The organism is Pseudomonas nitroreducens (genome assembly GCF_024170165.1).
GTDB classification, from domain to species: Bacteria; Pseudomonadota; Gammaproteobacteria; order Pseudomonadales; family Pseudomonadaceae; genus Pseudomonas; species Pseudomonas nitroreducens_C.
Genome location: NZ_JALJXP010000007.1, coordinates 83,412 through 97,257 on the forward strand (window position 1 = coordinate 83,412; position 13,846 = coordinate 97,257).

A 13,846-nucleotide genomic window follows, 5' to 3' on the forward strand; every position below is an offset into this window, starting at 1 on the left:
AACCGGGGCCGGGCTTTCAAGTTGACGATGCCATGAACCACCAGCCCCTGCGCCCCGAGCCCTCCCGCCGCTTCTCCGTGGCGCCGATGATGGATTGGACTGACCGCCATTGCCGGTTCTTCCTGCGCCAGCTGTCCAGCCACGCACTGCTCTATACCGAAATGGTCACCACCGGCGCCCTGCTGCATGGCGATGCCGCGCGCTTCCTGCGCCACGACGAGTGCGAGCACCCATTGGCGCTGCAACTGGGCGGCAGCAACCCGGCAGACCTGGCGGCGGCGGCGAAGATGGCCGAAGCCGCAGGCTACGACGAGGTGAACCTGAACGTCGGCTGCCCCAGCGACCGCGTGCAGAACAACATGATCGGCGCCTGCCTGATGGCTCATCCGGCACTGGTGGCGGATTGCGTGAAAGCCATGCGCGATGCGGTAGCGATACCGGTGACGGTCAAGCACCGCATCGGCATCAACGGCCGCGACAGCTACGAAGAACTCTGTGACTTCGTCGGCCAGGTGCGCGACGCCGGCTGCCGCAGCTTCACCGTGCACGCGCGTATCGCCATCCTCGAAGGCCTGTCGCCCAAGGAAAATCGGGAGATCCCGCCGCTGCGCTACGACATCGCTGCACAGCTCAAGCGCGATTTCTCCGAACTGGAAATCGTCCTCAACGGCGGCATCAAGACCCTGGAGGAATGCCGTGAGCACCTGCAGGTGTTCGACGGCGTGATGCTCGGTCGCGAGGCGTATCACAATCCCTATCTGCTGGCCCAGATGGACGCCGCGCTGTATGGCTCCGAGCAGCCGGCCATCACCCGCGCCGAAGCCCTGGCGCGGATGCGCCCCTACATCGAGCGACACCTCGCCGAGGGCGGCGCGATGCACCACGTAACCCGCCACGTGCTTGGCCTGGCGCAGGGATTCCCGGGGGCCCGACGCTTCCGCCAGCTGCTCTCGGTGGACGTCCACAAGACCAAGGATTCCCTCGGCTTGCTCGATCAGGCCGGAGAACTTCTCGCCGGTCACTGAGTCCCGTTGAGCGTTGCATCGGCCTCGGGTAAGGTCGATGCACTCTCTATGGAAGACGCGCCATGACCTCCAAGCTGGAACAACTCAAGCAGTACACCACGGTTGTCGCCGATACCGGCGATTTCGATGCCATTGCCCGCCTGAAGCCGGTGGATGCCACCACCAACCCGTCGCTACTGCTGAAGGCCGCCGCCCTGCCCCGCTACACCGAGCACCTGGCCCGCGCCACCGAAGGCGCGCAGGGTGACGCCGGCCTCGCCTGCGACCGCTTCGCCGTCGCCGTAGGCAAGGACATTCTGGGTCTGATTCCGGGGCGCATCTCCACCGAAGTGGACGCCCGCCTGTCCTTCGATACCGAAGCCACGCTGCAGCGCGCGCACCGTCTGATCGAGTTGTACGACCAGCAGGGCATCGGCCGCGAGCGGGTGCTGATCAAGATCGCTTCCACCTGGGAAGGCATTCGCGCCGCCGAGCAGCTAGAGCGCGAAGGCATCCAGACCAACCTGACTTTGCTGTTCTCCTTCGCCCAGGCCGCGGCCTGCGCCGACGCCGGCGTATTCCTGATCTCGCCCTTCGTCGGGCGCATCTATGACTGGTACAAGAAGGCCAACAACCGCGACTACGTCGGCGCGGAAGACCCAGGCGTGCAATCCGTCTCGCGCATCTATCGCTACTACAAGGCCAACGGCTACGAGACCGTGGTAATGGGCGCCAGCTTCCGCAACCTCGGGCAGATCGAGCAACTCGCCGGCTGCGACCGCCTGACCATCAGCCCGGACCTGCTGCAACAGCTGGCCGATTCCGAAGGCGAACTGCCGCGCGCGCTGCAGCCCGGCGGCGGCGAGGCTCGCCAGGTGCTGGACGAGAGTGCCTTCCGCTGGCAGATGAACGAAGACGCCATGGGTATCGAGAAGCTGGCCGAAGGCATCCGCCTGTTCGCCCGCGACCAGGAGAAACTCGAGGCGCTGCTTGCCGGCCGCTGATCGCGGCAGAAAGCTTCGGACGAGCAAAAAAAACCGGCGCCCCAGGGCGCCGGTTTGTTTTGGGGCTCAACGAATCAGTGACGCTCCAGCGCGCTCACCAGATCGTGGAAGGCCTCGCGGTTGGTCTCATTCAGGCCCATCAGGATACGGTGGGCTTCGAGCACCTTGCCGCGCACCACCTCCTCGGACTGATCCTGGGGAGGCAGATCGGTCAGGCAATCCGAGCACGGAATCGGGCGATCAACGATGTTGAACACCTGATCGAAGCCCATCGATTGCAGCAGCCGGGTGATGTCCGCATTGGTGGTGACCAGCGTGGGCAACAGACCGACCTTCTGCCGCGAGAGAATGGACAGCTTCGCCAGGAGGCCCAGCGTGGTGCTGTCGATGCTCTGGGTTTCCGTGAGATCGATGATGATCGCCGAGAAATTCAACGCGGCGAAGATTTTTTCAATGGTGGCATCCAGCGCCGAACACAGGGTCAGTCGGACTTCGCCCACGAACTTCAGGACAAATGAGCCATCCTGCTCGGCGAACTGGATTTTACCGGTACTCATGCAAGGTTCCTGCTCAACACCAGCAAGGCAATATCATCCGGCATCTCGGACAACTTGGCCAGTCCGAAGACTTGGCGCAGGCCATCCAGGGTTCCGCCGGCGGCGACGACCTGCTCGGGCAGGGCCGTCTCCTTTTCCTTCAGCGTAGCCCCCGGAAGGACGTCGAGAATTCCGTCCGAGAACAGGGAAAGGCTGAAGGACTTGGGTAGATCGAGGACATGATCCTCGTAAGTCGCTTCGTCGAACAGCCCCACCGGCAGGCCACGGCCTTCCAGGTAGCGGGCTTCGCCGTCGACATAGAGCACAGGCAGCGGCAGGTGGCCGCCAATGCTGTAGGTCAGACGGTCGGTCTCCAGGTCGATCACGCCACCCAGCATGGTCACGTGCTTGCCCAGGTTGCAGTTGATCAGCCCGCGGTTGATGTGGCCGAGAACGTCCGACGGCTTGAACTCCGGCAACATGTCGTTGCGCTTGGACTCGTACAGCAGCCGCGTGGTCATGAACTTCAGCAGCACGGTGACGAAGGCGGACGAAGCACCGTGGCCGGAAACGTCGGCCAGATAGAAGCCGATGCGGCGGGCGTCCACGCGGAAGTAGTCGACGAAGTCCCCCGACAGGTACAGCGACGGGATGATCTGGTGGGAGAAGGCCAGGCCTTCAGATTCCCACGGCGTCTCCGGCAGCATGTTCATCTGCACCTGGCGACCGGCGTTCTGGTCTTCCTGGAGCAGGTTCAGGCTGGCCTGCAACTCGCGGTTGGCGGTTTCCAGCTTCTCGCGGTAGCGGCGGTTTTCCGAGCGCAGGAAAGCGCGGTCCAGGGCACGGCGTACCGAGTGCTCCAGGACGGCAAGGTCTTCCAGCGGCTTGATCAGGTAGTCGGCGGCGCCCAGGCGCAGGGCCTCGACGGCGTCGCTCATGACACCGGCACCGGACAGCACGATCACCGGGGTTTCCACCGCCATCTCGGTGACGCGACGGATCAGCTCGAGGCCGTCCATCTGCGGCATGCGCAGATCGCAGATCACCAGATCGGGGAGTTCGTGCTCGAAGACTTTCAGGCCTTCCAGGCCGTTGGTGGCCTGTGTGACCTTGAATCCGCTGTCTTCCAGGTAGGCGGCGAGGCTTTCGCGGACGACGTCGTCGTCATCGATAATCAGCAGCGAGGCACTGGCTTTGTGCATGGGTCATCCAGGCAAACGGCGCCGGGGTTGTGGTTTGGCGCTCATTCTAGGGAACAGCGGCGCGGGTCGGTCGCGACAAGGCGCAGACACTACTCCCATCCGCTCAAGGGTTCAAGCAGGCGCCGCCCGCACCACGAATGGCGCGGGCTGGAGGACAGGAGAGGTCTGTGTGCAAGGCCGATCAGAAGTCGTCTTCGACCTCGCCGTCCTTGACCTTGAACTCGCGGTTCTGCAGGTAGGCGTTGCGGATGAAGGTGTACTTGTCGCCGCTGATCAGCTTCTCCGACTTGAGCAGGTCGGCGCGGGTATCGACCACGTCCACGGCACGCATGCTGTTACGCACCGGCACATTGTCGATGTACGGATACGGGCCGGTGTAGGCATCCGGAATCAGCGAAGGTGCATCGCGCAGGGTGCTCGGGCCCAGCAGCGGCAGCATCACGTAAGGGCCGCTGCCCACGCCGTAATGGCCGAGGGTCTGGCCGAAGTCTTCGTCGTTGCGGCGCAGGCCCATGTGGGTGGCCACGTCGAAGACGCCAGCGAGGCCGAAGGTGGTGTTGAACAGCAGGCGGCTGGTGTCCACGCCGGCGTCGCGGAACTTCAACTGCAGCAGGTTGTTGACCAGGTTCTTCACGTCACCGATGTTGCCGAAGAAGTTGTGCACGCCATCCTGCACGAAGTTCGGCGTGACGTACTGGTACCCCTGGGCCAGCGGCTTGAGCGCGTAGGTGTCCAGGGTGTCGTTGAAGGTGAAGATCGGGCGGTTGACGCTTTCCCACGGGTCGTCTTCGCTGGCAGCCTGGGCCAGGAACGGGAGGGTGGCAAGGCCAGCGGCGGCGAGCAGGCTGAAGCAGCGTTTCGTCCATTGGACGCCTAGTGGGCGCATCGGGAATTCTCCAGTGAATGTGAATCGGGCCAGCCATGGCGGCCGCGCTATGCGGGCAGAGTATATAGAGGCGAAACGGTTTTGCAGACCCGAACCGATCTCACAGGATTTCGATTCAGGGGCACAGGATGCCGTTTCGCTTGCTTGCAATTGAAAGCATAGTGCCACTTCAGTCGGGATACCGTGCGTCGATGACAATTTCCAGCGCATCGGAGCGCCAGAACTCCTGGTCCCACTCCACCAGCCGGCCGTCTTCCACATAGCTGGAGCGCTCCACGTACAGCCCTGGCGAGCCCGGTGTCAGTTGCAGCGGCGTTGCCCGCGCCTCCACCAGCGCCGTGGAGTGCATGGCCAGCTCGGAACGAGACAGCCTCAGCCCCAGTTCCTCGCGCAGCACGCGGGTGAGCGAGGTATCCAGCCCATGATCGAGCAGGCCTGCGCACCAGCTGGCGTCCAGGGTGATTTCCTCGAGCATCACCGGCCGCTCGTCGACCCAGCGGCGGCGCAGGATGCGGAATACCTCGGCCTCTTCAGCCACCCCCATGCGCCGCGCCAACGCCGGCCCGGCCGCGCGGCGTTCGGCAGCCAGCACCTCGGTACGCGGCACGCGGCCCTGGGCCTCGACGTAATCCATGAAGCCCGTGGTCCGCGTCGGGTTGTAGCGAATGCGCGGTGGCGAGACAAACCAGCCCCGGCGGTTCTCGCGGTACAGCACCCCTTCGGTCTCCAGTTGCTGCAGCGCCTCGCGCAGGGTCACGCGGGTGCAGCCGAAGCGCTCCGCCAGCTCGCGCTCGGCGGGCAGGCGCTGGCTCAGGGCGGCATTGGCAATGTCCTGCGCCAGTTGGTCGCGGATGCGCAGGTAGTGAGGCGTAGGTTCGACCGGCATGGGCATGTTCCGCAATAAGGCGCGGCGATTATAACGGCATGGCGGCGGACTTCATCGGACCGTCACATTGGCCCGCTAATCTGGCCTAGACCAATTACCAGAAAAGCCCACCATGCCTGCAACCGCCGACCTTCCGCGCTTCACGACCCTGCTGTTCGGACTGTCGGGCGACCTGGTGGACTTCGGCGCAAGGACGCTGCCGGTTGCCCTGCAACGCACCTGCCCCGATTGTCCGCCGGAACGCCTGATCAGCGCACTCGCCCTGCCCCCGCAGGACGCGCTGGACCTTACCCTGGGCCGCCGTGCCGAGCCCCAGGAGCGCAACCGCTTCCAGTCCGCCCTGGACGCCGCCGCCCAGGCCCACGCCGAAGCCACTCCCGGGGCCCTCGACGCCCTGCAGACGCTGCACCAGCGCGGTGTGCCCTGCGCCTGGCTCGATGAGCTGCCCGGCGCCACTGCGCTGCACCTGGCCACCGCCCTCGACGACCGCCTCGCCACCGGTTTGGACATCGCCGGGCGCCAATGGCCCGCGCCGGATTCCTGCTGGCAGGCGCTGATGCAGCTGGACAGCCCGCACCTGGACGGCTGCGTGCTGGTCAGCGGCCAGCCGCGCCTGCTCCAGGCGGGCCTCAACGCCGGCCTGTGGACCATCGGCCTGGCCACCAGCGGCCCCCTTTGCGGCCACGCGCCGGGAGACTGGGACGCCCTCGGCAACCTCGACCGCGACCGCCTGCGCGCCCAGGCGACGCTGGGCCTGTACCGCCTCGGCGTGCACTCGGTGATCGATCATCTGGGCGAGCTGGATTCCTGCCTGCAGGACATCGCCGGCCGCCGCCTGAAAGGAGAAAAGCCATGAAGCAAGAGCGCCACCGCTTCCTCGACGAACTGGCCGAGCGTTTCGCCAGCCACGGCGCCGAGCCTTACGGCGAGGCTGTCAGCCAGGCCGAGCACGCGCTGCAGTGCGCCACCCTGGCCGAGCGCGCCGGTTGTTCCGACAGCCTGGTGATCGCCGCCCTGCTCCACGACATCGGCCACCTCTACGAAGACCCGCAGCTGATCGATGAACAGGACCAGCGCCACGAGGAGTTCGGCGCCAACCTGCTGCGCGAGCTGCTGCCCGAATCCGTCTGGCAGCCGATCCGCCTGCATGTGGCCGCCAAGCGCTACCTCTGCGCGGTCGATCCGGCCTACCACGCCGGCCTGTCCTGGGCTTCACGGCAGAGCCTGGCACTGCAGGGCGGGCCGTTCGACGAGCGCGGCTCCAGCGCCTTCCTCAACGCGCCCTTCTCCCAGGACGCGCTGACCCTGCGCCGGCTGGACGATCTGGGCAAGGACCCGGCCATGCGCACGCCGGAGCTGGAGCACTTCTTCCCGCTGCTCGAACGTCTTCTGCGAATTGATCGGCATCAGGCAAGGGTGCGCGCGGCGGGTTAAGCTCAAAGGCATGGCGATGGACCTTTTCCCCGCTGGGCGAGGTCCATCTTTGGGTACGTATCGCAGAAGGACACCACCATGCCGACACAACGCCTCCAGGAAGAACTCCAGGCCCTGCGCGACCAGCTGGAACGTCAGCCGCCGCTGAACGCGGAAGAGCGCGAATCGCTGCAAGCGCTGATCAAGGACATCGAGTTGCAGCTGGCCAACGAAGAGGCGCTGGCCGACGAGACCCTGATGGACAACGTCAACCTGGCCGTGGAGCGCTTCGAGGCGAGCCACCCGACGCTGGCCGGCACGCTGCGCTCCATCGTGCAGAGTCTGGCGAACATGGGGATCTGAGCCCTGGTTCGCCGCCCCTAGACGTGAAAAACCCGGCTTCGGCCGGGTTTTTCGTATCCGCGTTTTGCAGGCGCACCGAGCCTTACTGGCGCACCAGCCGGCGATTGTCCGGCTGCACCGCTTCGCTGCTGCGGTAGGGATTGATGTCCAGCCCGCCACGGCGCACATAACGCGCGTAGACGGTCAGGCGGGTCGGCTGCAGCAGACGCTGCAGGTCGAGGTAGATGCGCTCGACGCACTGCTCGTGGAAGTCCTGGTGCTGGCGGAAGGACACGACGTAGGCCAGCAGGCTCGCGGCATCCAGCGCCGGGCCGTTGTACTCCACGACCAGGGTGCCCCAGTCCGGCTGGCCGGTGACCGGGCAGTTGGATTTGAGCAAGTGGCTGTAGAGCACTTCGTCGACACGACGGGTGTCGTCGCAGCGCAGCAGTTCCGGGCGCGGGTGATCGTAGCTCTGCACTGCAATGTCCAGGTCATCGACGCAGGTACCTTCGATGACTGCCACGCCTTCGCTCGCCACTTCGTCCAGACCACGCACACGCACGCCCACCGGCGCGCCGGCAGCAGCGGACAGGTCACGCTCCATCACCGCGCGCACGGCTTCGGCGTTGTCGAAGGCGGTCTGGTTCAGCGAATTGAGGTAGAGCTTGAAGGACTTGGACTCGATGATGTTCGGCGACTGCGCCGGGATCGAGAACTCGCCGATGGCCACCACCGGCTTGCCCGAGTCGGTCAGCCAGGACAGCTCATAGCAGTTCCACAGGTCCACGCCCTGGTACGGCAGGGTTTCCGCGGTCAGGCCCAGCTCCGCCCACTTGGTGGTGCGGGAGATCGGGAACAGCAGCTCCGGCGCGTAGCTGGAGACGTATTCGCTGGATTTGCCCAGGGGCGAGTGTTCGGCGGGATGCTGCATGGGGGATGACCTGCTGGATCGGCAATGCGGGTGGTGGCGCGAGGCGGCGAGTGTATACAAATCCGCCGGTCCTTTCAGCAGCTCGCGGACGAGCCGGGCCAAGCGGTTTCCCTGTAGGAGCGAGCCGTTGGTGCGTCAGAACCCCATCCGCACGCCGGCGACCCAGTAGCCCTCCTCCTGATCTTCGCCCTCGGCACGGGCGATATCGCCACTGCGGCCGTAGGTCTTGTTCCACACGTAGCCGAAGTACGGCGCGAACTCCCGGCGCACTTCGTAGCGCAGGCGCAGGCCTGCCTCCAGTTCGCTGCCACCGGCACCCACGCCAGTGTCGCGGTCATCGGCCAGCGCCAGGTTGTACTCCAGCGAGGGTTCGAGGATCAGCCGCTGGGTCAGCAGCAGTTCGTACTCGGTCTCCAGGCGCAGGGACGGATCGCCGCGCTCGCTGAGGAACAGGTTGGCGTCCACCTCGAACCACTGCGGCGCCAGGCCCTGGATGCCCAGTACGGCGTAGCTGCGCGACGGGCCCGGCTGGTCGTCGTGACGCACGCCCACCTGCCAGTCCCAGAAGTCCGCGACCATGCGCTGATAGAGCAGCTGCACTTCGTTGTCGGTGGTGGGGCCACCGGCGTCGCGCTCGCCTTCCAGCTTCAGGCGCAGCTTCTGGTAGTCGGTGCCGTACCAGCCCTGGGCTTCCCAGCCCAGCGCCTGGTCGTTGCCGTGGAAGCGGCTTTCCAGGCGCTGGATCAGCAGCGAGCCCAGGGGCATGTCGTCCATCTCGGCACTTTCGGCGGGCAAGGCGAGGCCCAGGGTCGCCGCGCAGGCCACCGTTGCTATGCGTTTCATGGCGGTTCCTCAGAGGCTGGCGCTGGCGGGGGCCGGCTCGACTATGACCTTGCGCATCATGCCGGCGGCCATGTGGTAGATCAGGTGGCAGTGGAAGGCCCATTCACCCAGTGCGTCGGCGGGCACGTCGACGTCCAGGGTGCTGCCCGGCGCCACGCTGACCACGTGCTTGAGCGGGTTGAAGCGGCCGTTGCCCTTGTCCAGCTGCATCCACATGCCGTGCAGGTGCATGGGGTGGGTCATCATGGTGTCGTTGACGAAGCGGATGCGTACGCGCTCGCCGTAGGTCAGGCGGATCGGCTCGGCCTCGGAGTACTTCCTGCCGTCGATGGACCAGAAGTAGCGCTCCATGTTGCCGGTCAGGCGGAACTCGATGGTGCGGTCCGGCGCGCGGTAGTCGGCATAGGGGCGCATGGCCTTGAGGTCCGCATAGACCAGCAGGCGGTTGCCCGGCGCGGCCGGCTGCGGCGCCAGCCCGCTGCCCGGTGCGTAGTCGGACTTCGGCGCGGCCATGGCCGAGTGATCCATGCCCGCCATCTGCGAAGGGTCCATGCCGGCCATGCTGGAGTGATCCATGCCGGCCATGTCCCCAGCGCCAGAGTCGGCACCCTGCCCCGCCATCGCCATGCCACTGCGGTCCATGCCTTCATGGTTCATGCCCATGTCGGCCATGGTCAGCAGGGGCCGTTCGCGCAGCGCCGGCACCTCGGCCTGCAATCCGGCGCGCGGCGTCAGGGTGGCGCGGGCGTAGCCGCTGCGGTCCATGGCTTCGGCGAAGAAGGTGTAGGCGCGGTCTTCCTGCGGCTGGACTATCACGTCGTAGGTCTCGGCCACGGCGATGCGCAATTCGTCCACCGTCACCGGCTGCACGTCGTTGCCGTCGGCCTGCACCACGGTCATCTTCAGGCCGGGGATGCGCAGGTCGAAATAGCTCATGCCCGAGCCATTGATGAGGCGCAGGCGCACCCGTTCGCCGGGCCTGAACAGGCCGGTCCAGTTCTGCTCGCTGTCCTGGCCGTTGACCAGGAAGCGGAAGCCGGTGATGTCGGCGATGTCCGTCGGCGTCATGCGCATGCCGCCCCAGTCCAGGCGGTCGCGCAGGGTCGCCATGAAGCCATTGGCGCCGGAGTCGGCGATGAAGTCGCCAAGGGTGCGCTGGTTGCGGTTGTAGTAGTCGCTCTGCTTCTTCAGGTTGGCGAACACGGTTTCCGGGCGGGTGTCGTGCCAGTCGGCCAGCAGCAGGGTGTACTCGCGGTCGTAACGGTACGGTTCCCGCGCCTTCGGCTCGATCACCAGCGGGCCGTAGAGCCCCTCGATTTCCTGGAAGTCGCTGTGGGCGTGATACCAGTAGGTGCCGGACTGCTTCACGCTGAAGCGGTAGGTGAAGGTCTCGCCGGGCTTGATGCCGGGGAAACTGATGCCCGGCACGCCGTCCTGGGTGTAGGGCAGGATCAGCCCGTGCCAGTGCAGCGAAGTGTCGCGGTCGAGGGTGTTGGTGACACGCAGCTCGACGTCCTCGCCCTCCTTGAAGCGCAGCTCCGGCGCGGGCGTGCGGCCGTTCACCGTGAGCGCCTTGCGGGCGCCGTCGGACAGCTTCAGCTCGCCCTCGCCTATCGTCAGGTCATACACCCCCGCCTGCACCGCCAACGGTGCCAGCAGCAGCGCCCCCAGAGCCCACTCCCTTGCGCGGATCATCATGGCGCGCTCAGGGCTTGACGGTCAGTTTGCCGACCATGCCGGCCTGGTAGTGCCCCGGGATGTTGCAGGCAAATTCCAGGCTGGTGGCCTTGCTGAAGGTCCAGGTCAGCTCGGCGGTCTTGCCCGGCTCCACCAGCACGCTGTTGGGGTCGTCGTGCTTCATCATCTGGCCCATCGGCTGGTCGCCATGGCCCATTTTCGAATGATCCATCTGGCTCATGTCGTGCTGCATGCCGGTGGGGGTGAGCATTCCGGAGTCCATCATCTGCTGCATTTCCTGCTGGTGGCCGGCGTGCATCGCGGCGCTGCCCAGGTTGAATTCATGCAGCAGGCTGCCGGTGTTCTGGATGACGAAGCGCACGGTCTCACCTGGCTTCACGTCGATGCTTTCCGGCTCGAAGAACATCTCGCCCAGCTTGATCTCGACGGTGCGGGTGGCCTGGGCGGCCTTGGCCGGCTTGCCGAAGTCGTAGGCGTGCCCGGCATCGGCCAGGACCGGCAGGCTGATGGCGGCGGCGAGGCCAAGGACGGAGGCTTGGAGCAGATGACGCAGGGACATGGCGACTCTCCTTTAAGGTCTGTGGCCATGGTCGCTGTCGGCAGCTGAGGGCTAGCTGTCGGGAAGATTACAACTCTGTCAGCTTGGCGCTATCCGGTTCGGCGCGGGGTATAAAGAGGGCGAAAAAAAGCCCGCCGAAGGGCGGGCAAGGGGCACCACAATGAATCGGGTTCAGCAGGCCTGGCGCGCCGTCGCGGCCTGTTCCTGCATGCGCTGGAAGGTGATGTCCCCTCCTCCATCGGCCAGTGCCGGCGCGGCGGGGAACAACAACACGGCGAACAGCGTGGAAATGATCAGGTGCATGGCGAGCTCCTCGATGGCGCTGGAAAATGAACACGCCGCCAGTCTGTAACGCCGACACTGTCAGTTCGCTGACCGCCCCATTACCCTGATGACAGCTGCGCCCAGAGCGCCACAATGGATACCCGGATGAAACTGCTCATCGTCGAAGACGAACCGCGCATTGGCCAGTACCTGCAGCAGGGCCTGAGCGAGGCCGGCTTCGCCGTCGACCTGACCGCCGACGGCGACGAAGGCCTGCAACTGGCACTGGCCGGTGAACATGACCTGCTGATCCTCGATGTGATGCTGCCCGGCCGCGATGGCTGGCAGATTCTCCAGGCGCTGCGCCAGGCAGGCAGCGCGGTGCCGGTGCTGTTCCTCACCGCCCGCGATGCCGTGGAAGACCGTGTGCGCGGCCTGGAACTGGGCGCCGACGACTACCTGGTGAAACCCTTCGCCTTCGTCGAACTATTGGCCCGCGTGCGCACGCTGTTGCGTCGCGGTGGCCAGCAACTGCAGGAAACCACCCTGCAGCTGGCGGACCTCGAACTGGACCTGCTGCGTCGCCGCGTACAACGCGCCGGCAAGCGCATCGACCTGACCGCCAAGGAGTTCGCCCTGCTGGAACTGCTGCTGCGCCGCAGCGGCGAGGTGCTGCCCAAGTCGCTGATCGCATCCCAGGTGTGGGACATGAATTTCGACAGCGACACCAACGTCATCGAAGTCGCCATCCGCCGCCTGCGCGCCAAGGTCGACGACGACTTCCCGCAGCGCCTGATCCACACTGTGCGCGGCATGGGCTACGTGATGGAAGAGCGCGAAGCATGAGCGCGCGCCTGTCCCTCGGCCTGCGCCTGAGCCTGCTGTTCGCCGCTTGCACTGCCGCGGTGTCGCTGCTGGCGGGGATCATCTTCAGCCGCGCCAGCGAAGCCCACTTCATCGAGCTGGATCATCAGTTGATGGCCGGCAAGCTGGCGATCTTCCGCGACGTGCTGGGCGATGTTCGCGGCCCGGAACAATTGCCCCCGCACACCGCGGAACTGCGCCGCGAGCTGCGTCGCCATCCCGACCTCGGCCTGCGCCTGCAGGGGCCCGATGGCCAGTCCTGGTTCTGGCAGTTGCCGGCAATGAACATGAGCAGCGACGAAGCCCCCACCTACCGCGAGCTGCAAGCCCCGCTGGACGCCGGTCAGCCCGGGGGCCCGCAACTGACGCTGATCCTCGACATCACCCACCACCAGCATTTCCTGCAACGCATGCAGCGGCTGATCTGGATGACCATGGGTTTCTCCGCCCTGGCTACCGCCCTGCTCGGCGCCTGGGCCGCCCGTGCCAGCCTGCGCCCGCTGCGACGCATGAGCGAGGTGGCGGCGCAGGTCAGCGCGCACTCGCTGACCACCCGTCTGGACGCCGGGCAGATGCCGCAGGAACTGCGCGGCCTGGCCGGCGAGCTGAACGCCATGCTGGCGCGCCTGGAAGAAGCCTTCCAGCGTCTGTCGGCGTTCTCCGCCGACATCGCCCACGAACTGCGCACGCCGCTGACCGGGCTGCTGACCCAGACCCAGGTGGTGCTGTCGCGCTCGCGCGGCCTGGAGGACTACCGCGAGGCGCTGCACGGCAACCTGGAAGAGCTGGAGCGGCTGACCGCGATGGTCAACGACATGCTGTTCCTCGCCAAGGCCGACCATGGCCTGCTCACGCCCAGCAGCCAGCCGCTGGATTTGGCCGGCGAGGTGGACGAGTTGCTGGAGTTCTACGGGCCGCTGGCGGAAGAAAAATCCATTGCCCTGGAGCGCGCCGGCGAGCTGTCGGTGCAGGGCGACCGCGCGCTGCTGCGCCGGGTGCTGGCCAACCTGCTGGACAACGCCCTGCGCTTCACTGCGGACGGCGGGCAGATTCGCGTACGCCTGGAGCCGGGCCGCCTGAGCGTGGAGAACCCGGGGCGGGAGATTCCCGCCGAACGCCTGCCGCGCCTGTTCGACCGTTTCTATCGCGCCGACCCGGCCCGTCGCGAAGGCCAGGGGGAGCATGCCGGGCTGGGGCTGGCGATCTGCCGTTCCATCGTCCGCGCCCATGGCGGGGAGATTCGCTGCGAGTCGGCGCAGGGGTGGACGCGGTTCGTTATCGAGTTTCCGCAGTAACGCTTTTTGTAGGAGCGAGGGGGACGCCCAGTTCTTGCTTGCGAACGGACTCACCGGCAGCTCCAGCGTTGGGCGGGTTCGCGAGCAAGCTCGCTCCTACAAGGGGACTCACCCGC

The 13,846-nt window shown here is 66.1% G+C and carries 16 protein-coding genes; 7 read left to right on the forward strand and 9 right to left on the reverse strand.

Features of this window, described 5'->3' with window-relative positions:
- The first annotated feature begins 32 nt into the window (after window positions 1-32).
- Window positions 33-1,025, forward strand: coding sequence for a tRNA dihydrouridine(20/20a) synthase DusA (gene dusA / locus J2T47_RS15415; RefSeq protein WP_253448348.1), 993 nt, complete (start codon window positions 33-35; stop codon window positions 1,023-1,025).
- 62 nt (window positions 1,026-1,087) lie between these two features.
- Window positions 1,088-2,008 carry a transaldolase gene (gene tal / locus J2T47_RS15420; RefSeq protein ID WP_253448351.1) on the forward strand — a complete coding sequence of 307 codons (921 nt, stop codon included), beginning with the start codon at window positions 1,088-1,090 and terminating at the stop codon, window positions 2,006-2,008.
- A gap of 74 nt (window positions 2,009-2,082) precedes the next feature.
- On the opposite strand, the gene rssC is transcribed toward tal, so the two are convergent.
- The 4 genes from rssC to J2T47_RS15440 all read right to left on the reverse strand — a co-directional run bounded on the left by rssC (window position 2,083) and on the right by J2T47_RS15440 (window position 5,518).
- Complete coding sequence (gene rssC, locus J2T47_RS15425) at window positions 2,083-2,565, reverse strand: anti-sigma factor antagonist RssC (RefSeq protein WP_017517513.1); 483 nt, start codon at window positions 2,563-2,565, stop codon at window positions 2,083-2,085.
- Complete coding sequence (gene rssB, locus J2T47_RS15430; protein WP_253448354.1) at window positions 2,562-3,746, reverse strand: two-component system response regulator RssB; 1,185 nt, start codon at window positions 3,744-3,746, stop codon at window positions 2,562-2,564. Before rssB ends, rssC begins: the two co-directional genes overlap by 4 nt.
- Before the next feature lie 181 nt (window positions 3,747-3,927).
- Window positions 3,928-4,632, reverse strand: a complete 705-nt coding sequence (locus J2T47_RS15435) for an MlaA family lipoprotein (RefSeq protein ID WP_253448357.1) — start codon at window positions 4,630-4,632, stop codon at window positions 3,928-3,930.
- 169 nt (window positions 4,633-4,801) lie between these two features.
- Window positions 4,802-5,518 (reverse strand): UTRA domain-containing protein, encoded by a 717-nt coding sequence (locus J2T47_RS15440; protein WP_253448360.1) that lies wholly within the window; start codon window positions 5,516-5,518, stop codon window positions 4,802-4,804.
- Between the two features lie 112 nt (window positions 5,519-5,630).
- Between J2T47_RS15440 and J2T47_RS15445 the strand changes: the two genes are divergently transcribed.
- From J2T47_RS15445 to J2T47_RS15455, 3 genes are all read left to right on the forward strand, one after another.
- Complete coding sequence (locus tag J2T47_RS15445; RefSeq protein WP_253448363.1) at window positions 5,631-6,374, forward strand: HAD family phosphatase; 744 nt, start codon at window positions 5,631-5,633, stop codon at window positions 6,372-6,374.
- Window positions 6,371-6,952 carry a phosphonate degradation HD-domain oxygenase gene (locus J2T47_RS15450; protein WP_253448366.1) on the forward strand — a complete coding sequence of 194 codons (582 nt, stop codon included), beginning with the start codon at window positions 6,371-6,373 and terminating at the stop codon, window positions 6,950-6,952. The genes J2T47_RS15445 and J2T47_RS15450 overlap by 4 nt, the downstream gene beginning before the upstream one ends.
- 78 nt (window positions 6,953-7,030) lie before the next feature.
- On the forward strand, window positions 7,031-7,294 hold the full coding sequence (locus J2T47_RS15455; protein ID WP_024763885.1) for a DUF4404 family protein: 264 nt from the start codon (window positions 7,031-7,033) through the stop codon (window positions 7,292-7,294).
- An 82-nt stretch (window positions 7,295-7,376) separates the two neighbouring features.
- Here J2T47_RS15455 and queF read toward each other — a convergent pair whose 3' ends face one another.
- The 5 genes from queF to J2T47_RS29220 all read right to left on the reverse strand — a co-directional run bounded on the left by queF (window position 7,377) and on the right by J2T47_RS29220 (window position 11,610).
- Window positions 7,377-8,207: an NADPH-dependent 7-cyano-7-deazaguanine reductase QueF gene (gene queF, locus J2T47_RS15460; RefSeq protein ID WP_253448369.1), complete on the reverse strand. Its 831-nt coding sequence runs from the start codon at window positions 8,205-8,207 to the stop codon at window positions 7,377-7,379.
- Window positions 8,208-8,342: 135 nt separating this feature from the next.
- Complete coding sequence (locus J2T47_RS15465) at window positions 8,343-9,050, reverse strand: copper resistance protein B (RefSeq protein WP_253448372.1); 708 nt, start codon at window positions 9,048-9,050, stop codon at window positions 8,343-8,345.
- Between the two features lie 9 nt (window positions 9,051-9,059).
- Window positions 9,060-10,745 carry a copper resistance system multicopper oxidase gene (locus J2T47_RS15470; protein ID WP_253449007.1) on the reverse strand — a complete coding sequence of 562 codons (1,686 nt, stop codon included), beginning with the start codon at window positions 10,743-10,745 and terminating at the stop codon, window positions 9,060-9,062.
- A 10-nt stretch (window positions 10,746-10,755) separates the two neighbouring features.
- Complete coding sequence (gene copI, locus J2T47_RS15475; protein ID WP_253448375.1) at window positions 10,756-11,307, reverse strand: copper-resistant cuproprotein CopI; 552 nt, start codon at window positions 11,305-11,307, stop codon at window positions 10,756-10,758.
- Window positions 11,308-11,478: 171 nt separating this feature from the next.
- Window positions 11,479-11,610 (reverse strand): co-regulatory protein PtrA N-terminal domain-containing protein, encoded by a 132-nt coding sequence (locus J2T47_RS29220; protein ID WP_301295556.1) that lies wholly within the window; start codon window positions 11,608-11,610, stop codon window positions 11,479-11,481.
- Window positions 11,611-11,736: 126 nt separating this feature from the next.
- On the opposite strand from J2T47_RS29220, the gene J2T47_RS15480 reads away from it, so the two are divergent.
- Entirely contained in the window at window positions 11,737-12,417 is a 681-nt protein-coding gene (locus J2T47_RS15480; RefSeq protein ID WP_253448378.1) for a heavy metal response regulator transcription factor, read from the forward strand.
- A complete protein-coding gene (locus J2T47_RS15485; RefSeq protein WP_253448381.1) occupies window positions 12,414-13,730 on the forward strand; it encodes a heavy metal sensor histidine kinase in 1,317 nt (438 codons plus the stop codon). The genes J2T47_RS15480 and J2T47_RS15485 overlap by 4 nt, the downstream gene beginning before the upstream one ends.
- Window positions 13,731-13,846 lie beyond the last annotated feature (116 nt).